19 protein-coding genes are annotated in these 24910 nt (G+C 70.8%); 14 read left to right on the top strand and 5 right to left on the bottom strand.

Annotated features, from left to right (window positions below; all coding sequences use genetic code 11):
- Positions 1–2: 2 nt before the first annotated feature.
- Positions 3–749 carry an IclR family transcriptional regulator gene (locus EJC51_RS07225; protein ID WP_097260481.1) on the bottom strand — a complete coding sequence of 249 codons (747 nt, stop codon included), beginning with the start codon at positions 747–749 and terminating at the stop codon, positions 3–5.
- A 202-nt stretch (positions 750–951) separates the two neighbouring features.
- Here EJC51_RS07225 and betA point away from each other — a divergent pair, with 202 nt between their 5' ends.
- Positions 952–2628: a choline dehydrogenase gene (gene betA / locus EJC51_RS07220; protein WP_126270282.1), complete on the top strand. Its 1677-nt coding sequence runs from the start codon at positions 952–954 to the stop codon at positions 2626–2628.
- 3 nt (positions 2629–2631) lie between these two features.
- Positions 2632–3468, top strand: coding sequence for a methylenetetrahydrofolate reductase (locus EJC51_RS07215; RefSeq protein ID WP_126270281.1), 837 nt, complete (start codon positions 2632–2634; stop codon positions 3466–3468).
- Between the two features lie 87 nt (positions 3469–3555).
- On the opposite strand, the gene purU is transcribed toward EJC51_RS07215, so the two are convergent.
- Positions 3556–4428 carry a formyltetrahydrofolate deformylase gene (purU, locus tag EJC51_RS07210; protein WP_126270280.1) on the bottom strand — a complete coding sequence of 291 codons (873 nt, stop codon included), beginning with the start codon at positions 4426–4428 and terminating at the stop codon, positions 3556–3558.
- A gap of 216 nt (positions 4429–4644) precedes the next feature.
- Here purU and EJC51_RS07205 point away from each other — a divergent pair, with 216 nt between their 5' ends.
- The 10 genes from EJC51_RS07205 (at position 4645) to folP (ending at position 19826) form a co-directional block, all read left to right on the top strand.
- On the top strand, positions 4645–6114 hold the full coding sequence (locus EJC51_RS07205) for an aldehyde dehydrogenase family protein (protein ID WP_126270279.1): 1470 nt from the start codon (positions 4645–4647) through the stop codon (positions 6112–6114).
- A 20-nt stretch (positions 6115–6134) separates the two neighbouring features.
- Positions 6135–7220: a quaternary amine ABC transporter ATP-binding protein gene (locus tag EJC51_RS07200; protein WP_126270278.1), complete on the top strand. Its 1086-nt coding sequence runs from the start codon at positions 6135–6137 to the stop codon at positions 7218–7220.
- Positions 7220–9223, top strand: a complete 2004-nt coding sequence (locus tag EJC51_RS07195; protein ID WP_126270277.1) for an ABC transporter permease — start codon at positions 7220–7222, stop codon at positions 9221–9223. Before EJC51_RS07200 ends, EJC51_RS07195 begins: the two co-directional genes overlap by 1 nt.
- Positions 9224–9236: 13 nt before the next feature.
- The gene (locus EJC51_RS07190) at positions 9237–10199 is read left to right on the top strand and encodes an ABC transporter substrate-binding protein (RefSeq protein WP_126270276.1); all 963 of its coding nucleotides are present in this window, start codon (positions 9237–9239) and stop codon (positions 10197–10199) included.
- Between the two features lie 195 nt (positions 10200–10394).
- On the top strand, positions 10395–12833 hold the full coding sequence (locus tag EJC51_RS07185) for a GcvT family protein (protein WP_126270275.1): 2439 nt from the start codon (positions 10395–10397) through the stop codon (positions 12831–12833).
- Positions 12834–12846: 13 nt separating this feature from the next.
- Positions 12847–13707 carry a bifunctional methylenetetrahydrofolate dehydrogenase/methenyltetrahydrofolate cyclohydrolase gene (locus EJC51_RS07180; RefSeq protein WP_126270274.1) on the top strand — a complete coding sequence of 287 codons (861 nt, stop codon included), beginning with the start codon at positions 12847–12849 and terminating at the stop codon, positions 13705–13707.
- 37 nt (positions 13708–13744) lie between these two features.
- Positions 13745–14977 (top strand): sarcosine oxidase subunit beta family protein, encoded by a 1233-nt coding sequence (locus tag EJC51_RS07175; protein WP_126270273.1) that lies wholly within the window; start codon positions 13745–13747, stop codon positions 14975–14977.
- Positions 14978–15002: 25 nt separating this feature from the next.
- Positions 15003–18248, top strand: a complete 3246-nt coding sequence (locus EJC51_RS07170; RefSeq protein ID WP_126270272.1) for a sarcosine oxidase subunit alpha family protein — start codon at positions 15003–15005, stop codon at positions 18246–18248.
- Positions 18241–18831 carry a sarcosine oxidase subunit gamma gene (locus EJC51_RS07165; RefSeq protein ID WP_126270271.1) on the top strand — a complete coding sequence of 197 codons (591 nt, stop codon included), beginning with the start codon at positions 18241–18243 and terminating at the stop codon, positions 18829–18831. The genes EJC51_RS07170 and EJC51_RS07165 overlap by 8 nt, the downstream gene beginning before the upstream one ends.
- Positions 18832–18998: 167 nt before the next feature.
- The gene (folP, locus tag EJC51_RS07160; RefSeq protein WP_126276852.1) at positions 18999–19826 is read left to right on the top strand and encodes a dihydropteroate synthase; all 828 of its coding nucleotides are present in this window, start codon (positions 18999–19001) and stop codon (positions 19824–19826) included.
- A 38-nt stretch (positions 19827–19864) separates the two neighbouring features.
- Here folP and EJC51_RS07155 read toward each other — a convergent pair whose 3' ends face one another.
- On the bottom strand, positions 19865–20662 hold the full coding sequence (locus tag EJC51_RS07155; RefSeq protein ID WP_126270270.1) for an IclR family transcriptional regulator: 798 nt from the start codon (positions 20660–20662) through the stop codon (positions 19865–19867).
- Positions 20663–20845: 183 nt separating this feature from the next.
- Between EJC51_RS07155 and glyA the strand changes: the two genes are divergently transcribed.
- Both glyA and EJC51_RS07145 read left to right on the top strand, forming a co-directional pair.
- A complete protein-coding gene (gene glyA, locus EJC51_RS07150) occupies positions 20846–22102 on the top strand; it encodes a serine hydroxymethyltransferase (RefSeq protein WP_126270269.1) in 1257 nt (418 codons plus the stop codon).
- Positions 22103–22170: 68 nt separating this feature from the next.
- Positions 22171–23553, top strand: coding sequence for an L-serine ammonia-lyase (locus EJC51_RS07145; RefSeq protein WP_126270268.1), 1383 nt, complete (start codon positions 22171–22173; stop codon positions 23551–23553).
- 149 nt (positions 23554–23702) lie between these two features.
- On the opposite strand, the gene EJC51_RS07140 is transcribed toward EJC51_RS07145, so the two are convergent.
- Both EJC51_RS07140 and EJC51_RS07135 read right to left on the bottom strand, forming a co-directional pair.
- Positions 23703–24245 carry an ATP-binding protein gene (locus tag EJC51_RS07140; RefSeq protein ID WP_126270267.1) on the bottom strand — a complete coding sequence of 181 codons (543 nt, stop codon included), beginning with the start codon at positions 24243–24245 and terminating at the stop codon, positions 23703–23705.
- A gap of 186 nt (positions 24246–24431) precedes the next feature.
- Positions 24432–24755: a hypothetical protein gene (locus tag EJC51_RS07135; RefSeq protein WP_059196871.1), complete on the bottom strand. Its 324-nt coding sequence runs from the start codon at positions 24753–24755 to the stop codon at positions 24432–24434.
- Between the last annotated feature and the right edge of the window lie 155 nt (positions 24756–24910).

Raw genomic sequence — 24910 nt, 5'->3', positions numbered from 1 at the left:
CCTCAGCCCAGGTAGCCCATGCGGTGGCTGATCTCCTCGGCGCCCTTGACCAGCACCGGGGAGAGCTCGTGCAGCCGCTCCTCGGTGAAGCGGTAGGCGGGGCCGGAGGCGCTGAGCGCGGCGATGACCTCGCCGTCCCGGTTGCGGATCGGGGCGGCCATCGCGTGCAGACCGACCTCCAGCTCCTCCAGGGTGAAGGCGTAACCGCGCTCCCGCGCCTCGGCGAGGTTCTTCTCCAGCTTGGTCTTCGCGGTGATGGTGTGCGGCGTGACCTTCTTCAGGCCGGCCTCGGCGAGCAGCGCGGCGCGCTCCTTCGCGGGCAGGTGGGCCAGCAGGATCTTGCCGCTGGAGGTGGCGTGCAGCGGGGTCAGCTGGCCGACCCAGTTGTGCGCGGTGATCGCTCCGGGGCCGCGCACCTGGTACAGGTTGATCGCGTAGTGCTCCTGCATGACGGCGATGTTCACCGTCTCGCCGATCTCCTCGGCGAGCCGCTCGCACACGGGGCGGCCCTGCTGGGTGATGTCGATGCGCCCCGTGACCGCGCCGGCCAGCCGCACGATCCCGAAGCCGAGCCGGTACTTGCCGCGCTCGCCGGCCTGCTCGACCAGACCGCGCGCCTCCAGGGCGCCGAGCAGCCGGAACGCGGTGGACTTGTGGACGTCGATCTCACCGGCGACCTCACTGACGCCCGCCTCGCCACGCTGCGCGAGGATCTCCAGGACGCTGATCGCCCGGTCCACCGACTGCACGCCGCCGGCGTGTGAATTCGACGTTTCCGTATCAGTGCTGTAGTTGCTCACAGTGAAACTATACGCGCAGTAAACAACACGCCTGCAAGTAACGCACCCGAAACCAAGCCGTTTGAAGTTGCGCGGTTCGCAACCTGGTGCGTATGGCGCTACCAGCGTTAGCATGCCTCGCATATCTACGGCGCGAGCGAGACGAGGCACCATGGCTCCTGTGCAGTACGACTTCGTCATCGTCGGTGGCGGATCCGCCGGCAGCGCACTGGCGAACCGGCTCTCCGCGGACCCGGCCCACCAGGTGCTGGTGCTGGAGGCGGGCCGGTCCGACTATCCGTGGGACGTCTTCATCCACATGCCCGCGGCGCTGACCTACCCGATCGGCAGCCGCTTCTACGACTGGAAGTACGAGTCCGAGCCCGAGCCCCACATGGGCGGCCGGCGCGTCTACCACGCCCGCGGCAAGGTGCTGGGCGGTTCCAGCAGCATCAACGGCATGATCTTCCAGCGTGGCAACCCCATGGACTACGAGCGCTGGGCCGCCGACCCGGGCATGGAGACCTGGGACTACGCGCACTGTCTGCCGTACTTCAAGCGCATGGAGAACTGTCTCGCCGCCGACCCCGACGACGAGTTCCGCGGCCACGACGGCCCGCTGGTGCTCGAACGCGGCCCCGCCACCAACCCCCTCTTCGACGCCTTCCTCAAGGCCACCGAGGAGGCGGGCTACGCGCCGACGAACGACGTCAACGGCTACCGGCAGGAAGGCTTCGCCAAGTTCGACCGCAACGTCCACCGGGGACGCCGGCTGTCGGCCTCGAAGGCGTACCTCAAGCCCGCCCGCAAGCGCCCGAACCTCACCGTCAAGACCCGCGCCTTCGTCACCCGTGTCCTCTTCGAGGGCAAGAAGGCCGTCGGCGTCGAGTACCAGCGCGGCAAGGGGGCGCCCCAGCAGGTCCGGGCCAAGGAGGTCATCCTCTGCGGCGGCGCCATCAACTCCCCGCAGCTGCTCCAGCTCTCCGGTGTGGGCAACGCGGCCGAGCTGCGCGCCCTCGGCATCGACGTCGTCCACGACCTGCCGGGCGTCGGCGAGAACATGCAGGACCATCTGGAGGTCTACATCCAGTACGCCTGCAAGCAGCCCGTCTCCATGCAGCCGTACCTGGCGAAGTGGCGCGCCCCCTTCATCGGGCTCCAGTGGCTGTTCCGCAAAGGCCCTGCCGCCACCAACCACTTCGAGGCCGGCGGCTTCGCGCGCAGCAACGAGGACGTGGACTACCCCAACCTGATGTTCCACTTCCTGCCGATCGCGGTCCGCTACGACGGCTCCGTGCCCGCCGGCGGCCACGGCTACCAGGTGCACGTCGGACCCATGTACTCCGACGCCATCGGCTCGGTGAAGATCAAGAGCAAGGACCCGCGCGAACACCCCGCCCTGCGCTTCAACTACCTCTCCACCGAGCAGGACCGCCGCGAGTGGGTGGAGGCGATCAGAGTCGCCCGCAAGCTCCTCAACCAGCCCGCGCTCGCCCCCTACAACGACGGCGAGATCTCGCCCGGCCCGTCCGTCGAGACGGACGAGGAGATCCTCGCCTGGGTCGCCAAGGACGGCGAGACCGCTCTGCACCCGTCCTGCACCTGCAAGATGGGTCCCTCCTCCGACGAGATGGCCGTCGTCGACCCCCTGAGCATGCGGGTGCACGGCGTCGAGGGGCTGCGCGTGGTCGACGCCTCCGTCATGCCGTACGTCACCAACGGCAACATCTACGCCCCGGTCATGATGGTCGCCGAGAAGGCCGCCGACCTGATCCTCGGCAAGGAGCCGGCGGCGCCGTCGAAGGTCGCCTACTACCGCCACCGCGACGCCCAGAAGCAGGCGGGGTAGACGTTGGGCGCCGCAGGGCTACGGGCGCTACTGGAGAGCGTCCGCTACGAGGTGCTGCCCGCGAAGGCCACCGAGGACAAGGTCCTCGCCCATGTCCCGCGCGACGTCGTCGTCACCGTGACGGCGTCGCCGGTCAAGGGCCTGGAACCGACCCTGGAGCTGGCCGGCCGGCTCGCCGCGCACGGCTACCGCGTCGTCCCGCACGTGCCGGCGCGGCTGCTGCGGGACGACGCCCATCTGAAGGACGTCGTCGACCGGCTGGCCGAGGCGGGCGTGGCCGACGTCTTCGTCCCGGCCGGCGACGCCGACCCGCCCGCGGGCGGCTACGACGGGGCGCTGCCGGTGCTGCGCAGGCTCGGCGAGCTGGGCAGCCCGTTCGCCCGCGTCGGCGTCACCGGCTACCCCGAGAGCCATCCGCTCATCCATGACGACGTCACCGTCCAGGCGATGTGGGACAAGCGCGAGCACGCCACGTACATCGTGAGCAACCTCTGCTTCGACCCGAGGGTGCTGGGGGAGTGGCTCGTTCGTATACGAGCGCGGAACATCACCCTGCCCGTCCACGTGGGCGTCGCCGGGCCCGTGCAGCGGGCGAAGCTGCTGGCGATGGCCACGAAGATCGGGGTGGGGGAGTCGACGCGGTTCCTGACGAAGCACGCCTCGTGGTTCGTGCGGTTCGCGACGCCCGGCGGCTATGCCCCCGAGCGACTGCTGTCCCGCGCCGAGGCGGCCCTCACCGCGCCCTCGGCCGGGGTGGCCGGCCTGCACCTGTTCACGTTCAACCAGATCGCCGAGACGGAGAAGTGGCGGCGCGCGCTGCTGGACCGACTCGGCGCCTGAAGCCGTATACAAAAAAGGGTGCCTCAAGCCATATACAAAAAAGGGGGGCGGGGCCGATTCCGGCCCCGCCCCCTCGTCGCGGGTCGCTCAGCGGAAGACCACCGTGCGGTTGTCGTCCACCATCACCCGGCTCTCGCTGTGCCACTTCACCGCGTGCGCGAGCACCTGCGCCTCCACGTCCCGGCCCACCGTGACCAGGTCGCCGGGGTCGAGCGAGTGGTCCACGCGGATGACGTCCTGCTCGATGATCTGGCCCTCGTCGAGATCGCTCGTCACATAGTGCGCCGTCGCGCCGATCAGCTTCACGCCGCGCTGGTAGGCCTGGTCGTAGGGCTTGGCGCCCTTGAAGCTGGGGAGGAAGGAGTGGTGGATGTTGATGGCCTTGCCCTCCAGCTGCTTGCACAGGTCGTCCGAGAGGATCTGCATGTAGCGGGCCAGCACCACCAGGTCGATGTCCAGGTCCCGGACGAGTTCCAGCAGCCGTGCCTCGGCCTCCGCCTTGGTGTCCCTGGTGACCGGGACGTGGTGGAAGGGGATGCCGTAGGTCTCCGCGAGCCCCTCGAAGTCCCGGTGGTTGGAGACGATCGCGGGGATCTCGATGTTGAGGGCGCCGGTGCGCTGCCGGAAGAGCAGGTCGTTGAGGCAGTGCCCGAACTTGGACACCATGATCAGCGTCCGGGTCGGCGTCGACGCGTCGCTGAGCGCCCAGGTGAAGTGGTGGGCCTGCGCCACCGGCCCGAACCGGTCACGCAGTTGTTCAAGGCCGGTGTCGGGGTCGGAGACGTCGAAGTGGACCCGCATGAAGAAGCGGCCCTGAAGTCGGTCGTCGAACTGCTGGCTTTCCAGGATGTTTCCGGAGTTCCTGACGAGAAAGCCGCTCACGGCGTGGACCAGCCCGGCGCTGTCGGGACAGGAGACGGTGAGGACGTATTCGCGGCCAGGTTGCGGTCGAGGGGACATCGGGGCCTCCGTCGGTGCGTATTGCACAACACAGTGAGCGATACGCAACATAGTTGGCCGGAAGAGGGCTGCCGGTCAAGAGAGAGGGGTCGATGAGCCCCGTGCGAAATCGTCATCAGCCAACCCCTTGACGCCTGTCTGGACATTCGCCAGGGTGTTCCATCACAAGCAATCGGGTGCACAATGCGCAACGGCTTCCCTGGAAAGGCTCGGCGCGTGGCAGACCTGTACGTGGATGGACAATGGCGGGACGCGGTGGCCGGCGGCCACCGCGAGATCCGCTGCCCCGCAGACGGCACGGTCGTGGCGACCGTCTCGGAGGGAACCCGCCCGGACGCGGAGGCGGCGATCGCCGCGGCCCGCCGCGCCTTCGACGAAGGCCCCTGGCCGGGCACCCCCGAGCGGGAGCGCGGCGCGCTGCTGCTGCGCACCGCCGACCTGATCGAGCGCGACGCCAAGGAATTCGCCCGCGCCGAGTCCCTGGACACCGGCAAGCGGCTGGTGGAGAGCGAGTACGACATCGCCGACGTCGTCTCCTGCTTCCGCTACTACGGCGGCCTCGGCGGCACCGACACCGGGCGGGTCATCGACACCGGCCGGGACGACGCCGTCAGCCGCGTCGTGTACGAGCCGATCGGCGTGTGCGGACTGATCACCCCGTGGAACTACCCCCTGCTGCAAGCCAGTTGGAAGGTCGCCCCGGCCCTCCTGGCCGGCAACACGATCGTCCTCAAGCCCAGCGAGCTCACCCCCTCCACCTCCGTCCTGCTGCTGCGGGCGCTGGAGGAGGCCGGGCTCCCGGCCGGCGCCGCCAACCTCGTGCTGGGCACCGGGCCCGCGGTGGGCGCCCCGCTCTCCGAGCACCCGGACGTCGACATGGTCTCCTTCACCGGCGGCCTGGAGACCGGCAAGCGCATCATGGCGACCGCCGCGGCGAGCGTGAAGAAGGTGGCCCTCGAACTCGGCGGCAAGAACCCCAACGTCGTGTTCGCCGACGCCGACTTCGAGACGGCCGTGGACTTCGCCCTCACGGCCGTCTTCCTGCACTCGGGCCAGGTCTGCTCGGCCGGCGCCCGGCTGATCGTCGAGGACTCGCTGCACGACCGCTTCGTCGACGAGGTCGTCCGCCGGGCCCGGCTGATCCGGCTGGGCGGCCCCTTCGACACCGAGGCCGACACCGGGGCGCTGATCTCCGCGCAGCACCGCGACAAGGTGGAGGCCTACGTGGCCGCCGGGATCGCCGAGGGCGCCGTCCTGCGCTGCGGCGGCGAACGCCCCACCGACCCGGCGCTGGCGGACGGCCACTACTACCCGCCGACCGTCCTCGACGAGTGCCGGCAGGACATGCGGGTCGTGCACGAGGAGTCCTTCGGACCCGTTCTCACCGTGGAGCGCTTCACCGACGAGGACGACGCCGTACGCATCGCCAACGACACCGAGTACGGACTCGCCGGAGCCGTGTGGACGCAGGACGCCGGGAAGGCCCAGCGGGTCGCCCGGCGGCTGCGGCACGGCACGGTGTGGATCAACGACTACCACCCCTATGTGCCGCAAGCGGAATGGGGTGGCTTCGGGCATTCGGGCGTGGGCCGGGAACTGGGACCGACCGGCCTCGCGGAGTACCGAGAGCCCAAACACATCTGGCAGAACATCCGACCCCGGCCGCAGCACTGGTTCCGCGGCTGAACGCCGAAAGAAGGTCGAACGTGACCACACAGACCGAGGTGCCGCAGCGGGGCAGCACCCCTCAGGACTCGGGCGCGACCCCGGTCATCTCCGTGCGCAGGCTGTGGAAGGTGTTCGGACCGAAGGCCGACCAGGTGCCGGACTCCGAGGAACTGTGCGGCCTGACCCGCCGCGAGCTCATGGACCGCACCGGCTGTACCGCCGCCGTGCGCGACGTCCACTTCGACGTCTCGCCCGGCGAGGTCTTCGTCGTCATGGGCCTGTCCGGCTCCGGCAAGTCCACCCTGGTGCGATGTCTCACCCGGCTGATCGAACCCACCGCGGGCGAGATCGTCTTCGAGGGCGAGGACATCCGCCAGGCCGACGCGGCCCGCCTGCGCGACCTGCGCCGCCGCAAGTTCTCCATGGTCTTCCAGCACTTCGGCCTGCTGCCCCACCGTCGCGTCGTCGACAACGTGGCCTTCGGACTGGAGATCCGCGGGATGGGCCGGACCGAACGCACCAGGCGGGCCCAGGAGGTCGTCGAACTCGTCGGCCTCGCCGGCTACGAGAACTCCTACCCCGCGCAGCTCTCCGGCGGCATGCAGCAACGCGTCGGCCTCGCCCGGGCGTTGGCCGGCGACCCGGACGTGCTCTTCTTCGACGAGCCGTTCTCCGCGCTCGACCCGCTCATCCGCCGGGACATGCAGAACGAGGTCATCCGACTGCACCACGAGGTCGGCAAGACCATGGTGTTCATCACCCATGACCTCTCCGAGGCCCTCAAGCTCGGCGACCGCATCCTCATCATGCGCGACGGCAAGATGGTCCAGTGCGGCACCGGCGACGAGCTCGTGGGCGCTCCCGCGGACGACTACGTCAGGGAGTTCGTGAAGGACGTGCCGCGCGGTGACGTCCTCACCCTGCGCTGGATCATGCGCCCGCCGGCCGACGGCGACGCGCTGGACGGCCCTGAGCTCGGTCCGGACGTCGTGGTCAAGGAGGCCACCCGCGCGGTCCTCGCGGCCGACAAGCCGGTCAAGGTCGTCGAGAACGGCAAGCTGCTCGGCATCGTCGGCGACGAGGAGATCCTCGCGGTGGTCGCCGGGCAGGAAGGCGGCCACTGATGACCGTCGCGATCGAGAAACCCGAGAAGACCGAGAGCGTCGGGGAACGGGCCGCTCCCGCGAAGCCCGAGCGCAAGGTCAACCGGTCCATGGTGGTGGCGGCGATCTTCGTCGTCTGGCTGGTCCTCTTCGTCGTGCTGCGCGGCAAGCAGACCCTCGCGCTGGCCGCGGCCGACCTGACCGACCTGCACCGGTGGTTCAACGACGTCAACGACTCGATCGGCGCGAACCGCAACTCCAACCCGCTCTTCCTGTACTTCTTCAACGAGATACGCCTGGTCATCGACAACCTGGTGACCTTCGTCCAGGGCCTGATCTCGCAGCCGACCGGCGACCGCCCGGTCCCGCAGATCGGCTGGCTCGGGGTCGTCGGCATCGTCGGCTATGTCTCCTGGGCCGTGGGCAACTGGCGGGTCGCGCTCCTCGCGGTGGCCGGCTTCACCTTCCTCGGGCTCCAGGGCCTGTGGCAGGAGAGCATGGACACCCTGGCGCTCACCGCCTCGGCCGTCCTCGTGGCGCTGCTGTTCGCGATCCCGCTGGGCGTGTGGGCGGGGCTGTCCGACCGGTTCAACGCGATCGTGACGCCCTTCCTGGACCTCATGCAGACGATGCCGACCTTCGTCTACCTGGCCCCGCTGACGCTGTTCTTCCAGATCGGCCCGGCCTCCGCCACGACCTGCACCCTGATCTACGCGGCCCCGCCGACGATCCGCATCACCGCGCACGCCATCCGCTCCGTACCGGAGACCACGGTCGAGGCCGCCGACTCGCTCGGCGCCACCCGGCGGCAGTCCCTCCTCAAGGTCCTGCTGCCGATGTCCAAGCGGACCGTGGTGATGGGCGTCAACCAGACGATCATGGCCGCGCTGGCCATGGTGACCATCGCCGCCCTGATCGACGCGCCCGGCCTCGGCAAGACCGTCGTCCAGGCACTCCAGTCGCTCGACGTCGGCACCGCCTTCAACGCGGGTCTGGCCATCGTCGTCCTGGCGATCGTGCTGGACCGGGTCACCACCGCCGCGAGCGTGCGCGAGGAGGCGGCCCGCGGTTCCGGCAGCCGGTTCCTCGCCTGGCGCCGGCCGCTGCTGGGGGCGGGCGCGGCGGTCACCGCCGTGCTGATCTACCTGTCGCACACCTATGTGTGGGCGGCCGAGTTCCCCGGCGAGGGCAGCCTGGGCAGCAACATCGCGAGCGCCGCCGGCGACGCCACCACCTGGGCGCAGGACAACCTCTCGGGTCTCACCAACGGCTTCCGCGACGTGCTCACCAATGGTCTGCTCAACCCGTTCCAGACGCTGCTCACCGACTCCCCGTGGTGGCTCGTCGGCGCCGCCCTCGTCGCGCTCGGCGTCGTCCTCGGCGGCCGGACCGCGGGCATCACCACCGCGGTCTGCGTGGGCCTGCTGGTCGGCACCGGCCTCTGGTCGGACAGCATGACGACCCTCGCCTCCACCGTCGTCGCCACCGTCCTCGTGATGCTGCTCGGCATCGGCTTCGGGGTCTGGATGGCACGCAGTCAACTGGTGGACCGGCTGCTGCGACCCACCCTCGACGCGGCGCAGGTCATGCCGCCGTTCGTCTACCTCGTGCCGTTCCTCGCACTGTTCGGCGCGACCCGCTTCACGGCGATCGTCGCGGCCGTCGTCTACGCCGCGCCCGTCGCCATGAAGATCGTCGCGGACGGGGTTCGGAACGTGCCCGCCACCACCGTGGAGGCGGCCACCGCGGCCGGGTGCAACACCTGGCAGATCATCACCAAGGTCCAGCTGCCGATGGCACGCAGCGCCCTGACCCTCGCCACCAACCAGGGCCTGATCTATGTGCTGTCGATGGTCGTGGTGGGCGGTCTGGTGGGCGCGGGCGCCCTCGGCTACGACGTCGTGGCCGGCTTCTCGCAGGGCCAGCTGTACGGGAAGGGGCTTGCCGCGGGGCTCGCCATCGTCCTTCTCGGAGTCATGTTCGACCGGATCACTCAGGCAGCGGCTCGCCGCGCCGGCGCATAAGGAGCACCACACCATGGCAAGACACTGGCGGGCCGGCGCGGCCGGCATGGCGATACTCGGCCTCACCCTGACCGCCTGCGGCGGGGCGAAGGTCGGCGACGACAGCGCCGGCGGCTCGGGCGAGTCCGGCAAGTGCGGCACCTTCAACCTCGCGGTCAACCCGTGGGTCGGTTACGAGGCCAACGCGGCGGTCCTCGCCTACGTCGCCGAGAACGACCTCCACTGCAAGGTCAACCAGAAGGACCTCAAGGAGGAGATCGCCTGGCAGGGCTTCGGCACCGGTGAGGTCGACGCCGTCGTGGAGAACTGGGGCCACGACGACCTGAAGAAGAAGTACATCACCGGCCAGAAGACCGCCGTCGAGGCCGGCGCGACCGGCAACGAAGGCCTCATCGGCTGGTACGTGCCGCCGTGGCTGGCCAAGGCGCACCCCGACATCCTCGACTACAAGAACCTCAACAAGTACGCGGCCAACTTCAAGACCTCCGAGTCCGGCGGCAAGGGCCAGCTCCTCGACGGCGACCCGTCGTACGTCACCAACGACGAGGCGCTGGTGAAGAACCTCAAGCTCGACTTCAAGGTGGTGTACGCGGGCAGCGAGACCGCCCTCATCCAGGCCTTCCGCAAGGCGGAGAAGGACAAGGAATGGGTGATCGGCTACTTCTACGAGCCCCAGTGGTTCATGTCCGAGGTGCCGCTGAAGAAGGTCAAGCTCCCCGCGTACAAGACGGGTTGCGACGCGAACGCCGAGAAGGTCGCCTGCGACTACCCCGTGTACAAGCTGGACAAGATCGTCAGCGCGAAGTTCGCCAAGTCCGGCAGCCCCGCCTATGACCTGGTGAAGAACTTCACCTGGACGAACGACGACCAGAACACGGTCGCCAAGTACATCGCGGTGGACAAGATGAAGCCCGAGGACGCCGCGAAGAAGTGGGTCGAGGCCAACCGCTCGAAGGTCGACGCCTGGATCAAGTGACCCGCAGGTCACGAGCCGGTCGAACACGCCCGGTGGGCGGCGCGCACCCCCTGCGCGCCGCCCACCGGGCGTTCCCGTTTCCCGGCCGTTCCCCGACGTCAACGGACCTCTTGACACCCACCTGCACGGCAGGCACATTGAGTTGCGCAACCTGAATCACGTTGCGTCAAAAGCAACTCAAGCGGAGGTGCGGCGATGGCGGGACCCCGAGTGGTGATCATCGGAGCGGGTGTCGTGGGTGCGGCACTCGCGGACGAGATCTCCGCACGCGGCTGGACCGAAGTGACGGTGGTCGACCAGGGCCCGCTGCCCGCCACCGGGGGCTCCTCGTCACACGCCCCGGGCCTGGTCTTCCAGACGAACTCCTCCAAGACCATGACCGAACTGGCCCGCTACACCGTCGAGAAGTTCTGCTCCCTCGACGTCGACGGCAAGCCCTGCTTCCTCCAGGTCGGCGGTCTGGAAGTCGCGACCACCCCGGAGCGCCTCGCGGAACTGCACCGCCGGCACGGCTGGATCACCGCCTGGGGCATCGAGTCCCGGCTGCTGACCGCCGACGAGTGCGTCGAGCAGCACCCGCTGGTCGACCGCGACAAGGTCCTCGGCGGCCTGCTGGTCCCGACCGACGGCCTCGCGAAGGCCGTCCTCGCCGTCGAGGCGCAGATCCGCCGCGCGACCGAGCGCGGCGTCCGCTTCCTCGCCCGCCACGAGGTCCTCGACGTCCTCAAGGCCGACGGCGAGGTCACCGGCGTCCTCACCGACCAGGGCGAGATCCCGGCCGACATCGTCGTGTGCTGCGCCGGCATCTGGGGCCCGAAGATCGCCCGCATGGCCGGGATGAACCTCCCGCTGACCCCGCTGGCCCACCAGCTCGCCTGGACCGGCCCCGTCCCCGCGCTCGCCGGCCAGACCGAGGAGGCGGTCCGCCCGATCCTGCGCCACCAGGACGCCGACCTCTACTACCGCGACCGCTACGACGCCATCGGCATCGGCTACTACGGCCACCGCCCGATGCCCATCTCCGCCGACGACATCCGCGCCTTCGACGACGACGCCGAGATGCCCTCCGTCCTGAAGTTCACCGAGGACGACTTCGAACCCGCCTGGGCCGAGACGCAGTCGCTGCTCCCCTCGACCCGCGAGGCGAAGATCGAGGAGGGCATCAACGGCCTGTTCTCGTTCACCACCGACAACTTCCCGCTCCTCGGCGAGTCCCCGGACGTCAAGGGCTTCTGGGTCGCCGAAGCCGTCTGGGTCACCCACTCCGCGGGCGTCGGCCGGGCGATGGCCGAATGGCTGGTCGACGGCCACTGCTCGTCCTTCGACCTGCACGAGTGCGACGTCAACCGCTTCGAGCCGCACCAGCTCTCCCCGGAGTACGTCCTGGCGCGCGACTGCCGGAACTTCGAAGAGGTCTACGACATCCTCCACCCCCTCCAGCCGTCCGGGGACCCGCGCCCGATCCGCACCAGCCCCTTCCACGCCCGCCAGCAGGAGCACGGCGCCTTCTTCCTGGAGGCGAAAGGCTGGGAGCGCCCGCAGTGGTACGAGGCCAACGCGGGTCTCGTCGCGGGCCGCACCATTCCCACCCCCAACGACTGGGCCGCCCGGTTCTGGTCGCCCGTCGTCGGCGCCGAGGCCCAGGCCACCCGCGAGACCGTCGCGATGTACGACATGACGGCCCTCAAGCGCCTGGAGGTGAGCGGCCCCGGCGCCGCCGACCTCCTGGAGCGGCTGTGCACCGGCAAGGTCGCCAAGTCCGTCGGCTCGGTCACGTACACCCTGCTCCTCGACCACGACGGCGGCATCCGCAGCGACATCACCGTCGCCCGCCTCGCCCGCGACCTCTTCCAGGTCGGCGCCAACGGCAACCTCGACCTCGACTGGTTCACCCGCCACCTCCCGGCCGACGGCACCGTCCAGGTCCGCGACATCACGCCCGGCACCTGCTGCATCGGCCTGTGGGGCCCGCTCGCCCGCAAGGTCCTCCAGCCGCTGACGGACGAGGACTTCAGCAACGACGGCCTGAAGTACTTCCGCGCCAAGCGCGCCTACATCGGCAGCGTTCCCGTCACCGCCATGCGCCTGTCCTACGTCGGCGAACTCGGCTGGGAGCTGTACACCACCGCCGACCAGGGCCAGAAACTCTGGGACACCCTGTGGCAGGCGGCGGAGCCCCTCGGCGGCGTCATCGCCGGCCGCGGCGCCTTCAACAGCCTCCGCCTGGAGAAGGGTTACCGCTCCTTCGGCACCGACATGACCTACGAGCACGACCCCTACGAGGCCGGCGTCGGCTTCGCCGTCAAGCTCGACAAGGGCGACTTCATCGGCAAGGCCGCCCTGGAACGCCGCAAGTCCGACGTACGGCGCAAGCTCACCTGCCTCACCATCGCCGACCCGCACTCGGTCGTCCTGGGCAAGGAGCCGGTCTACGACGGCGACCGCGCCGTCGGCTACGTCACCAGCGCCGCCTACGGCTACACGATCGGCAAGGGCATCGCCTACGCCTGGCTCCCGACGGAACTCACCACCCCCGGCACGACCCTGCACATCGGCTACTTCGACCAGCGCGTGGAGGCGGCTGTCGCCGAGGAGCCCCTGTTCGACCCGACCATGTCCCGTCTGCGCGGCTGACCGGGGGAAGACGATGACCGCCCAACTCCTCGACGGCAAGGCGACCGCCGCCGACATCCGCCACGAACTCACCGAGCGCGTCGCGAAGTTGACCGCCCTCACCGGCCGCGCGCCCGGCCTCGGCACCGTCCTGGTCGGCGACGACCCCGGCAGCCGCGCCTACGTCGGCGGCAAGCACCGCGACTGCGCCCAGGTCGGCATCGCCTCGATCCGCCGCGACCTGCCCGCCGACGCCACCCAGCAGCAGGTCGAGGACGTCATCGACGAACTCAACGCCGACCCGGCCTGCACCGGCTACATCGTCCAACTCCCGCTGCCCAGGCACCTGGACGCCAACGCCGTACTGGAACGCATGGACCCGGCCAAGGACGCTGACGGCCTGCACCCCGTCAACCTCGGCCGGCTCACCCTCGGCGTCGAGGCCCCGCTGCCGTGCACCCCGCGCGGTATCGTCGAACTCCTGCGCCGCCACGACGTCCCCCTCGCCGGAGCCCGCGTCTGCGTGATCGGCCGCGGCATCACGGTCGGCCGCCCCATCGGCCTGCTGCTGACCCGCCGTTCCGAGAACGCCACGGTCACCCTCTGCCACACCGGCACCAAGGGCCTGGCCTGGCACGTCCGCGAGGCGGACATCGTCATCGCCGCCGCCGGCTCACCCGCTCTGATCACCCCCGACATGCTCCGCCCGGGCGCGACCGTCCTGGACGTCGGCATCACGCGCACCGACCAGGGCCTGGTCGGCGACATCCACCCGGACGCCGCCCGGGTCGCCGGCCGGCTGGCGCCGATGCCGGGCGGAGTGGGCCCCATGACCCGCGCGATGTTGCTCGCCAACGTCGTCGAGGCCGCCGAGAGGAACGCGAACACCGTATGAACCTGTTGCTGTCGCGCCGAGCGGACGGAGCCGTCCGATGAGCCCCCGAACCCCCGGCGCCGAGCTGCCGGAACACCCCGACTGGCTGTGGCGCACGCCCGAGCCGAAGCGGTCGTACGACGTCGTCATCGTCGGCGGCGGCGGACACGGCCTCGCGACCGCCCACTACCTCGCCAAGAACCACGGCATCACCAACGTGGCCGTGCTGGAGAAGGGCTGGCTCGCGGGCGGCAACATGGCCCGCAACACCACGATCATCCGCTCCAACTACCTGTGGGACGAGAGCGCCGGCATCTACGAGCACGCGCTCAAGCTCTGGGAGGGCCTGGCGGACGAGCTCGACTACCCGATCCTCTTCTCCCAGCGCGGTGTGCTCAACCTCGCCCACAGCCTCCAGGACGTCCGCGACAGCGTGCGCCGCGTGGAGGCGAACCGCCTGAACGGCGTGGACGCGGAGTGGCTGGACGCGGAGGGCGTGCGCGAGGTCTGCCCGATCGTCAACACCTCCCCGGACGTGCGCTACCCGGTCCTGGGCGGGACGTACCAGCCCCGCGCGGGCATCGCGAAGCACGACCACGTCGCCTGGGGCCTGGCCCGCTCGGCGGACGCGGCCGGCATCGACATCATCCAGAACTGCGAGGTCACGGGCCTGGACGTGGTCGGCAACCAGGTGGTCGGCGTCCAGACGAACCTGGGCCCGATAGCGGCGGGCAAGGTGGCCTTGTGCTCAGCGGGCCACACGTCCGTCCTGGCGGCCATGGCCGGCATCGAACTCCCGCTCCAGAGCCACCCGTTGCAGGCACTGGTGTCGGAACTCCTGGAACCGGTCCACCCCACGGTGGTCATGTCCAACGCCGTCCACGTGTACGTGTCCCAGGCGCACAAGGGCGAGTTGGTGATGGGCGCGGGCATCGACGCGTACAACTCCTACACCCAGCGCGGCGCCTTCCACATCATCGAGGAACAGATGGCCGCGGCCCTGGAGCTCTTCCCGGTCTTCGCCCGCGCCCACGTCCTGCGCACCTGGGGCGGCATCGTGGACGTGAGCCCCGACGCCTCACCGATCGTCGGCCTCAGCCCGGTGCAGAACCTCTACCTCAACTGCGGCTGGGGAACGGGCGGTTTCAAGGCGACGCCCGGCGTGGGCTGGGTCTACGCCCACACGATCGCCCACGACGCCCCCCACCCCCTCAACGCCCCCTTCTCGCTCGACCGTTTCACCACCGGCGCGCTCGTCGACGAGCACGGCGCCGCCGCGGTGGCCCACTAAGGGATCCTCAAGGGAGCCGAACGACATGCTGCTGATCCCCTGCCCGTGGTGCGGGCCCCGCGACGAGGCCGAGTTCCACTACGGCGGCCAGGCCCACGTGCCCTACCCGGAGACCCCGTCGTCCCTCACCGACGAGGAATGGGCCCGCTACCTCTTCTTCCGCGACAACCCGAAGGGCCCGTTCGCGGAACGCTGGAGCCACGCGGCGGGCTGCCGCCGCTGGTTCAACGCGATCAGGGACACGTCGACGAACGAGATCCTGACGGTGTACAGGCCAGGCGAGGAACGCCCGGAGACTCCTGCCCCCAGGTCAGCCGTTCCAGCCCGTCCGGCGTTTGAGGACGAGGCCCCTTCAGGGCCGACGGGGGTCCAGGGGGCGGAGCCCTCTGGCGGGGGCGAAGGGGCAGCGCCCCTGGTGGATGGGACGGGTAGGGGCGGCGTGGGCGAGACAAATCCCTACCGCCACCCCACCCGAGGCCGCATCACCCGCACCACCCCCCTCACCTTCACCTTCGACGGCACCGAGTACCAGGGCTACCAGGGCGACACCCTCGCCTCCGCCCTCCTCGCCAACGGCGTCATCCAGACCGGCACCAGCATCAAACTCGGCCGCCCGCGAGGCATCTTCTCCGCCGGCGTGGAAGAGCCGAACGCGGCCATCCAGATCGAGGAACCCTTCCCCGAGCCGATGCTCCCCGCGACCACGGTCGAGCTCTACGACGGCCTGGTCGCCACCAGCCTCCCCGGCCAGGGCCGCCTCGCCACCACCCCCGACCCCGCCCGCTACGACGCCGTACACGCCCACTGCGACCTCCTCGTCGTCGGCGCCGGCCCCGCCGGCCTCGCCGCAGCCGCCGCGGCAGCCCGCAGCGGCGCCCGCGTCATCCTCGCCGACGACCAACCGGAACCCGGCGGCAGCCTCCTCGGCACCGCCGAGCACCTCGACTGGGTGCGGCAGACCACCGACCTCCTGGCCACCGCCCCCGAGGTCCGCGTCCTGCCCCGCACCACCGTCTTCGGCTACTACGACGACAACCACCTCCTCGCCGTCGAACGCCGCACCAACCACCTCGGCGCCGCCGCCCCCGAGAACACGGCCCGCGAACGCGTCTGGCGCATCCGCGCCCGCAGGGTCGTCCTCGCCACCGGCGCCCACGAACGCTCCCTCGCCTTCCCGGACAACGACCGCCCCGGCGTGATGCTGGCCTCCTCGGCCCGTACCCACGTCAACCGCCACGGCGCCCTGCCGGGCCGTCGCGCGGTCGTCTTCACCACCAACGACAGCGCCTACGCGGCGGCGCTGGACATCAAGGCGGCCGGTATCGAGGTCACCGCGATCGTCGACACCCGCCCCGCACCGGGGGAGTGGGCGGACCGCGCCCGCGCGGCCGGCATCGAGGTCCTCCCCGGCCACGCCGTCGTCGGCACAGAGGGGGACCCGCGGATCACCTCCGTGACCGTCGCCCCGTACGGCGAGTCCGCGGGACAGCGGCAGTTCGCCGTCGACCTCCTCCTGGTCTCCGGCGGCTGGAACCCGGTCGCGCACCTGTTCAGCCAGTCCGGCGGCAAACTCCGCTACAGCGAGGAACTCGGCTCCTTCGTCCCGGACTCCGGCCGCCAGGCGGTCGAGGTCGCGGGCGCCGCGAGCGGAGTGTCCGACCTCGCCGGAGCCCTCGCCCAGGGCGCCGCCGCGGGCACCCGCGCGATCGAGGCCGAGGGCTACACCGCCGAGGCCCCTCGCCTCCCGGCCGTCGCCGCCCAGCCGTACACCCCGCCCATGCACGTGTACGTCGTCCCGGGCCCGTCGGACGCGCACGCCTCCCGTTTCGTCGACCTCCAGCGTGACGTCACCGTCGCCGACCTGACCCGCGCCACCGGCGCCGGCATGCGCTCGGTGGAGCACACCAAGCGCTACACCACGGCGGGCACGGCCAACGACCAGGGCAAGACGTCCGGCGTCCTGGCCAGCGGGGTTGTGGCCGAGCTGCTCGGCGTCGACATCTCGGCGCTCGGCACGACGACCTTCCGTCCGCCCTACACCCCGGTCTCCTTCGCCGCCCTCGCGGGCCGTGACCGGGGCGTCCTGAGCGACCCGGTCCGTACGACCGCCCTCCACGAGTGGCATGTCGAGCACGGCGCCCTGTTCGAGAACGTCGGCCAGTGGAAGCGCCCCTGGTACTACCCCCGGGACGGCGAGGACATGGAGGCGGCCGTCCTGCGCGAGTGCGCCGCGACCCGCGAGAGCGTGGGCTTCATGGACGCCTCCACCCTCGGCAAGATCGACGTCCAGGGCCCGGACGCCGGCGTCTTCCTGGACCTGCTCTACACCAACATGATGAGCACCCTGAAGGTCGGCATGATCCGCTACGGCGTCATGTGCCGCCCGGACGGCATGGTCTTCGACGACGGCACGGTCATCCGCGTCGCCCAGGACCGCTTCCTGGTCACCACGACGACCGGCAACGCCGCGACCGTACTGGACTGGATGGAGGAGTGGCTCCAGACGGAGTGGCCCGACCTGAAGGTCCACTGCACCTCCGTGACCGAGCAGTGGGCCACGGTCGCCCTGGTCGGCCCGAAGTCCCGCGCGGTCCTCGGCTCGCTCGCGCCCCAACTCGCCGTCGCCAACGACGACTTCCCCTTCATGGCATGGCGTGAGACGACCGTCGCCGGCATCGAGGCCCGGGTCTGCCGGATCAGCTTCTCCGGTGAACTCGCCTACGAGATCAACGTGTCGCCGTGGCGGGCGCGTGCCCTCTGGGAGGCGCTGTACGAGGCCGGCGCCCCGTACGGCATCACCCCCTACGGCACCGAGACCATGCACGTCCTGCGCGCCGAGAAGGGCTACCCGATCATCGGGCAGGACACCGACGGCACCGTCACCCCGCAGGACCTCGGCATGAGTTGGGCGGTCTCGAAGAAGAAGCCCGACTTCATCGGCAAGCGCTCCTACGCCCGCGCCGACGCGGTCCGCCCCGACCGCAAGCACCTGGTCGGCCTGCTCCCCGAGGACCCGGCGGCGTTCCTCCCCGAGGGCACCCATCTGGTCGCCGACCGTGTGCTGCCCGCCCCGCCCGTGCCGATGCTCGGCCACGTCACCTCCAGCTACCGCAGTGCCGCCCTCGGCCGGACCTTCGCGCTCGCCCTGATCAAGGGCGGCCGGGACCGCATCGGCGAGCGGCTCTACGCCCCCGTCGGCGACCGGTTGGTCCCGGTGACCGTCGCAAGCCCCGTCCTCTACGACCCCGAGGGAGCCCGCCGCGATGGCTGACACCGCACTCATCAGCCCCCTGGCCCACGCCGCCGGTCGGCTGGCCGCCGCCACCCGCGGCTCCGGCGGCGCGATCCGGCTGGCCGAACTCCCCTTCCTGACCCAGCTGAACGTGCGCTTCGACGCCAAGGGCCCGGCGGCGGAGGCCATCGGGCTGGCGCTGGGCCTCCAGCTGCCCCTGCAACCCAACACCGTGGTCCGCGCGGGGGAGTTGACCGCGGTGTGGCTGGGCCCCGACGAATGGCTGCTGGTGGACCGACCGGGCGGCGAACGGGAGTTGGAGAGCCGGATCAGGGAGGCCGCGGGCGCCGAACCGGTCTCCGTCACCGACGTCTCCGCACAGCGCACCACGCTCCTGGTCACCGGCCCCCGCGCCGTGGACCTGCTGGCCCACGGCTGCGCCCTGGACCTGCATCCGCGGGCCTTCGGCCCGGGCCGCTGCGCCCAGACCACCCTCGGGCGCACACAGGTGGTCCTGGTCGCCCGGGACGAACCCCGGGCCGGATTCTGGGTCCTGGTCCGCTCGTCGTTCGCCGGCTATCTGGCGGACTGGCTGCTCGACGCGGCGACCGAATACATCTGAGAGACGCCGCCGCCGGCATCCGCACCGAATCCATCTGAGACGCCGCTGCCGTCACCCGCACGGAAAGTCGAAACCCAGTGACCGTCACGACCCTCGGCACCGTCCCGCACCCGGGAGCGCCGGACATCCATCCGCCCGGGCTGCCCCGGCCCGGCCGGACGCTGGTCATGGGCGTCCTCAACGTCACACCCGACTCGTTCTCGGACGGCGGGCGGGCGTTCGAGGCGGACGCGGCCGTCGCGCACGGGTTCGCGCTGCTGGAGCAGGGCGCGGACATCGTGGACGTGGGCGGCGAGTCGACCCGCCCCGGCGCGGCCCGCCCCTCGGCCGAGGAGGAGCTGCGCCGGGTGCTGCCCGTCGTCCGGGAACTCGCCGCGGCGGGCGCGGTCGTCAGTGTCGACACGATGCGGGCCGAGGTCGCCGCCCGCGCGCTGGATGCCGGCGCACGGCTGGTCAACGACGTCTCCGGCGGCCTCGCCGACCCGGCGATGCTGCCGCTGATGGCCCGGGCGGGCCTGCCGTACGTCCTGATGCACTGGCGGGGCCACTCCGCCGACATGCAGGCGAACGCCCGCTACGACGACGTGGTCACCGATGTCCGCGACGAACTGCGCCTGCGGATCGAGGCCGCGCTGGAGGCCGGGATCGCGCCCGGCTCGCTGATCGTCGACCCGGGGCTGGGCTTCGCCAAGGAGCCGGAGCACAACTGGGAGTTGCTGGGCCGGCTCGCTGAGGTGGGCGCGCTCGGCCGTCCCGTGCTCGTGGGCGCCTCACGCAAGTCGTTCCTGGGCGCGCTGCTGGCGGACGGGACGACGGGACGGCCCCGGCCGGCACCGCAGCGGGACGCGGCGACGACCGCCGTGTCCGTGCTCGCCGCCGCGCAGGGGGTGTGGTGTCTGCGGGTGCACGACGTCGCCTCGACGCTGGACGCGGTACGGGTGACGGCCCGTTGGGGCGCCGAGGCGGGAAGGGGGAGGGCGGCTCAGGCCAGGTAGCCGGTAGTGGTGCCCATCCGCGGGCCGATCTCCTGGGGTCAGCCCAGCCAGCCCATCCGGTGGCTGATCTCCCGCGCACCCCTCATCAGCAGCGGCGCGAGTGCGTGGATGCGTTCCTCGGTGAAGCGGTACGCCGGTCCCGAGGCGCTGAGGGCGGCCACGACCTCGCCGTCCCGGGCCCGGATCGGGGCCGCCATGGCGTGCAGTCCGATCTCCAACTCCTCCAGCGTCACGGCGTATCCGCGCTCGCGCGCCTGGGCGAGGTCCTGCTCCAGCTTCGTCCGGGAGGTCAGCGTGCGCGGAGTCAGCCTCTTCGTGCCGGACGCCGCCAGCACGTCGTCGCGCTCCTTGTCGGACAGGTGGGCCAGCAGGATCTTGCCGCTCGACGTGGCGTGCACCGGGGTGAGCTGGCCGACCCAGTTGTGGGTGCCGACCGCGCCGGGGCCGCGGACCTGATGCAGGTTGACCGCGAAGTGCTCCTGCAGCACGGCGATGTTGACGGTCTCGCCGACCTCCTCACTGAGCCGCTCGCACACCTGCCGGCCCTGCTGGGTGACATCGAGCCGTCCCGTGACCGCACCGGCCAGCCGTACGATCCCGAAGCCCAGCCGGTACTTGCCCCGCTCGGCGGTCTGCTCCACCAGTCCGCGCGCCTCCAGGGCGCCGAGCAGCCGGAAGGCGGTCGACTTGTGGACGTCGATCTCGGCGGCGACCTCACTGACGCCCGCCTCGCCGCGCTGGGCGAGGATCTCCAGGACGCTGACGGCACGGTCGACGGACTGCACCCCGGTCGACGCCGGAGCCGTTGTTTCGCTATCCGCATTGGCGTTGCTCATGACGCAACTGTACGCGAACGGTCGGGGTCTGGCGCGGGCCGTCTTTACGCAATCAGAAATAGATGTACGACCGCTCCCTTGACAACCCCCGTGCCGCACAGAAAGCATGTTGCGCATAGCGATCGAGGTTGTGTTATGTGAGACAACCGGCCAGCAGCCCGCATGAACAGCAGGAGACCGCCGATGACCCTGTTCAACACGCCCCTGCATGAGCTCGACCCGGAGATCGCCGCGACGGTCGACGCCGAGCTGGGCCGTCAGCAGTCCACGCTGGAGATGATCGCGTCGGAGAACTTCGCTCCGCTCGCGGTCATGGAGGCGCAGGGCTCGGTCCTGACCAACAAGTACGCCGAGGGCTACCCCGGCCGGCGCTACTACGGCGGCTGCGAGCACGTCGACGTCGCCGAGCAGATCGCCATCGACCGGATCAAGGAGCTGTTCGGCGCCGAGTACGCCAACGTCCAGCCCCACTCCGGCGCCTCCGCCAACCAGGCCGCCCTGTTCGCGCTGGCCGCCCCCGGCGACACGATCCTGGGCCTGGACCTGGCGCACGGCGGTCACCTCACCCACGGCATGCGGCTGAACTTCTCCGGCAAGCAGTTCAACGTGGTCGCCTACCACGTCGACGACGCCGGTCTGGTCGACATGGCCGAGGTGGAGCGCCTGGCCAAGGAGCACCGCCCGAAGGTGATCATCGCGGGCTGGTCGGCGTACCCGCGGCAGCTGGACTTCGCCGAGTTCCGCCGGATCGCCGACGAGGTCGACGCCTACCTGTGGGTCGACATGGCGCACTTCGCCGGCCTGGTCGCGGCCGGGCTGCACCCCAACCCGGTCGAGCACGCGGACGTGGTCACCTCCACGACCCACAAGACCCTGGGCGGCCCGCGCGGCGGCATCATCCTGGCGAGGAAGGACTTCGCGAAGAAGCTGAACTCGTCGGTGTTCCCGGGCTTCCAGGGCGGCCCGCTGGAGCATGTGATCGCGGCGAAGGCGGTGTCCTTCAAGGTGGCCGCGAGCGAGGAGTTCAAGGAGCGCCAGCGGCGTACGGTGGAGGGTGCGCGCATCCTCGCCGAGCGTCTGACGGCCGCGGACGCCCGGGAGGCCGGGGTCAACGTGCTCTCCGGTGGCACGGACGTGCACCTGATCCTGGTGGACCTGCGCGAGTCGGAGCTGGACGGGCAGCAGGCCGAGGACCGTCTCCACGAGGTCGGCATCACGGTCAACCGCAACGCCGTCCCCAACGACCCGCGCCCGCCCATGGTGACGTCGGGCCTGCGGATCGGCACCCCGGCGCTGGCCACCCGCGGCTTCACGGCCGAGGACTTCACCGAGGTCGCAGACGTCATCGCGGCGGCCCTCAAGCCGTCGTACGACGTGGAATCCCTGAAGGCCCGGGTCAAGGCCCTGGCCGACAAGCACCCGCTGTACCCCGCCCTGTAACCGACACCCTCCCGCAGGGGCGTGCCCGTGACCCGTCGGCACGCCCCTCCCGTCCCCCGGAGCATGGCGTGGCCATCAGCGTCTTCGACCTGTTCTCGATCGGCATCGGCCCGTCGAGCTCCCACACGGTCGGCCCCATGCGAGCCGCCGCGCTGTTCGCCGCCCGGCTGAAGACGGACGGCCTGCTCGCCCAGACCGTGGCGGTCCGCGCGGAGCTCTTCGGTTCCCTCGGCGCCACCGGCCACGGCCACGGCACCCCCAAGGCGGTGCTGCTCGGTCTGGAGGGCAACGAGCCGCACACGGTCGACGTCGCCCAGGCCGACCTGGACGTCGAACGCATCCGCGGCACCGGACGCATCCGGCTGCTCGGCGCGGAGATCGGGCCGGCCCACGAGATCGACTTCGATGCGTCGACCCAACTGGTCCTGCACCGGCGGCGCTCGCTGCCGTACCACGCCAACGGCATGATCCTCTTCGCGTACGACGCCGACGGGGTGCCGCTGCTGGAGAAGACGTACTACTCGGTGGGCGGTGGCTTCGTCGTCGACGAGGACGCGATCGGCGCGGACCGCATCAAGGTCGACGACACGGTCCTGACGTACCCCTTCCGCACCGGCGACGAACTGCTGCGTCTGACGGTGGAGACAGGCCTGTCGATCTCCGCGCTGATGCTGGAGAACGAGAAGGCCTGGCGCACGGAGGAGGAGATCCGGTCCGGGCTCCTCGACATCTGGGAGGTCATGCGGGCCTGTGTCGCCCGCGGGCTGGGGCGTGAGGGCATCCTCCCCGGCGGTCTGAAGGTCCGCCGCCGAGCCGCCGCGGCCGCCCGCCAACTGCGCGGCGAGGGCGACCCGTTGGCCCGCGCGATGGAGTGGGTGACGCTCTACGCGATGGCGGTCAACGAGGAGAACGCGGCCGGCGGACGCGTCGTGACCGCACCGACGAACGGCGCGGCCGGCATCATCCCGGCGGTCCTGCACTACTACATCAACTTCGTGCCGGGCGCCGACGAGGACGGCGTGGTCCGCTTCCTGCTCGCCGCCGGCGCGATCGGCATGCTCTTCAAGGAGAACGCCTCCATCTCCGGCGCCGAGGTCGGCTGCCAGGGCGAGGTCGGCTCGGCCTGCTCGATGGCCGCGGGCGGCCTCGCCGAAGTGCTGGGTGGCTCCCCGGAGCAGGTGGAGAACGCGGCCGAGATCGGCATGGAACACAACCTCGGGCTGACCTGCGACCCGGTCGGCGGCCTGGTCCAGATCCCGTGCATCGAACGCAACGGCATGGCCGCGGTGAAGGCCGTGACCGCCGCGCGGATGGCCCTGCGCGGCGACGGACGGCACCACGTCTCCCTCGACAAGGTCATCAAGACCATGAAGGAGACCGGCGCCGACATGAAGATCAAGTACAAGGAGACCGCCCGCGGCGGCCTCGCCGTCAACGTCATCGAGTGCTGAGGCCGGGGCGTCCGGCAGGCCCGGGTCTTCGGCTGGACCGCGGCCGCGACGGCTACGGCGGACGGGTGCTCGGCGGCCCAACGGCGGCGCCGACGCGAGCGTCGGCTCCAGCCGGTGTCCTGAGGGCGGCAGGGGCTGTCACCGCCCGGTCAGCCGGCAACGGCCGACCGGGCGGGAGCATGTTCGGCCCTGCGGCCGTCGACGGCGTGCTCGATCTCGGCGAACACCCGCCCGCTCCTCTCCCCGCCCGCGCGCCGCGGCGGCCGCGAGGTGCCGGCGCCCACGGCGGCGGGCGCGGACAGCGCGAACCAGACGACCTTTCCCTCGTCGCCCTCCGCGCGCACCCCCCAGCTCTCACTGACGGCGGCCACCATCGCGAGGCCACGTCCACACGTGGCGAGCGAGTCGTCGTCCGTCATGGTGTCCACGGCCGGCAGACGCGGGTCGTGGTCGTGCACCGAGACCGTGAGCCGGTCGAGCAGCAGCTCGATCTCCACGGTGCACATCTTGTCGGGCTGGGCGTGCCGGTGGACGTTGGTGAGCAACTCCGTCACGCCGAGCGCCGCTCGGTCTATGAGGGGGTCCAGATGCCAGTAGCGCAACTGCGCAGAGACGATTCTGCGGACCTGGCCGATCCGCGACGGCAGGGCTTGCAGCTCCACCGTGCAGTGCCTGCTTGGGTGACTGATCACGGCTGCGACTCCCCGACTGAAGAGGTCCGGAAGAACACGGAGTTCGGATCGATCAGCAGGGTGCCTGGTGAAACGGCCGCCTGCTGCCATGCCCGGCGGGCTGGTTCGCAGCGTTATCGCCGGTAAACCCAGAGTGACGTGAGAACAGCGTGGCTCAAGGGGTGCGGAGCCGCAACTCGCGGTGCCTCACCTGTTGCGTCCCGCAGCCTTCCGTACGGCCTCTATGAACCGGCGCGCCGCCGGTGGCCCGGGCTCGCCCGGAGCGGGGTCGTGGTCGCCGAGCGTGAGCAGGTACCGCTTGCCGTTGAGGTCGGCGAGCGCGCGGTCGTCGGCGGCGAACCAGGGCTTGGAGGCGCGCACCGCCTGGACCGGCGCGCTGTCGATCTCGCTGCCGTAGCTGGTGAGCAGTTCCAGTCTGCCGTCGCTGATCCGGACCTGACCGGCCCGGGTGAGGGAGCGCAGCCGCTTGCCGATCCGTACGCCCGTGGCCTTGAACTCCGGTTCCGCCATGGCTCCCCGCCCCCTAGTGCGCCCTCGTCGGGCCGGTTCGTGACCGGCTGTCTGCGTGATCCAGTGTGCCCCCCGTGGGGACCTGCGTCCCGTCCGGTGAAGTCTGCCCGCACCAGGCGTCGAGCACCAGTGCGCATGAGGCGCGCGCTCCGGGC

It is taken from the genome of Streptomyces aquilus (assembly GCF_003955715.1).
Taxonomy (GTDB): Bacteria; Actinomycetota; Actinomycetes; order Streptomycetales; family Streptomycetaceae; genus Streptomyces; species Streptomyces aquilus.
This window is presented reverse-complemented; position numbering and strand designations above follow the sequence as displayed.

Bases quoted from the DNA above. Each gene is read 5' to 3' on its own strand.
- betA (WP_126270282.1), top strand. From the start codon at position 952: ATGGCTCCTGTGCAGTACGACTTCGTCATCGTCGGTGGCGGATCCGCC.
- purU (WP_126270280.1), bottom strand. From the start codon at position 4,428: ATGTCCCCTCGACCGCAACCTGGCCGCGAATACGTCCTCACCGTCTCC.
- EJC51_RS07195 (WP_126270277.1), top strand. From the start codon at position 7,220: ATGACCGTCGCGATCGAGAAACCCGAGAAGACCGAGAGCGTCGGGGAA.
- EJC51_RS07190 (WP_126270276.1), top strand. From the start codon at position 9,237: ATGGCAAGACACTGGCGGGCCGGCGCGGCCGGCATGGCGATACTCGGC.
- EJC51_RS07185 (WP_126270275.1), top strand. From the start codon at position 10,395: ATGGCGGGACCCCGAGTGGTGATCATCGGAGCGGGTGTCGTGGGTGCG.
- EJC51_RS07180 (WP_126270274.1), top strand. From the start codon at position 12,847: ATGACCGCCCAACTCCTCGACGGCAAGGCGACCGCCGCCGACATCCGC.
- EJC51_RS07175 (WP_126270273.1), top strand. From the start codon at position 13,745: ATGAGCCCCCGAACCCCCGGCGCCGAGCTGCCGGAACACCCCGACTGG.
- EJC51_RS07170 (WP_126270272.1), top strand. From the start codon at position 15,003: ATGCTGCTGATCCCCTGCCCGTGGTGCGGGCCCCGCGACGAGGCCGAG.
- EJC51_RS07165 (WP_126270271.1), top strand. From the start codon at position 18,241: ATGGCTGACACCGCACTCATCAGCCCCCTGGCCCACGCCGCCGGTCGG.
- folP (WP_126276852.1), top strand. From the start codon at position 18,999: ATGGGCGTCCTCAACGTCACACCCGACTCGTTCTCGGACGGCGGGCGG.
- EJC51_RS07155 (WP_126270270.1), bottom strand. From the start codon at position 20,662: ATGAGCAACGCCAATGCGGATAGCGAAACAACGGCTCCGGCGTCGACC.
- glyA (WP_126270269.1), top strand. From the start codon at position 20,846: ATGACCCTGTTCAACACGCCCCTGCATGAGCTCGACCCGGAGATCGCC.
- EJC51_RS07135 (WP_059196871.1), bottom strand. From the start codon at position 24,755: ATGGCGGAACCGGAGTTCAAGGCCACGGGCGTACGGATCGGCAAGCGG.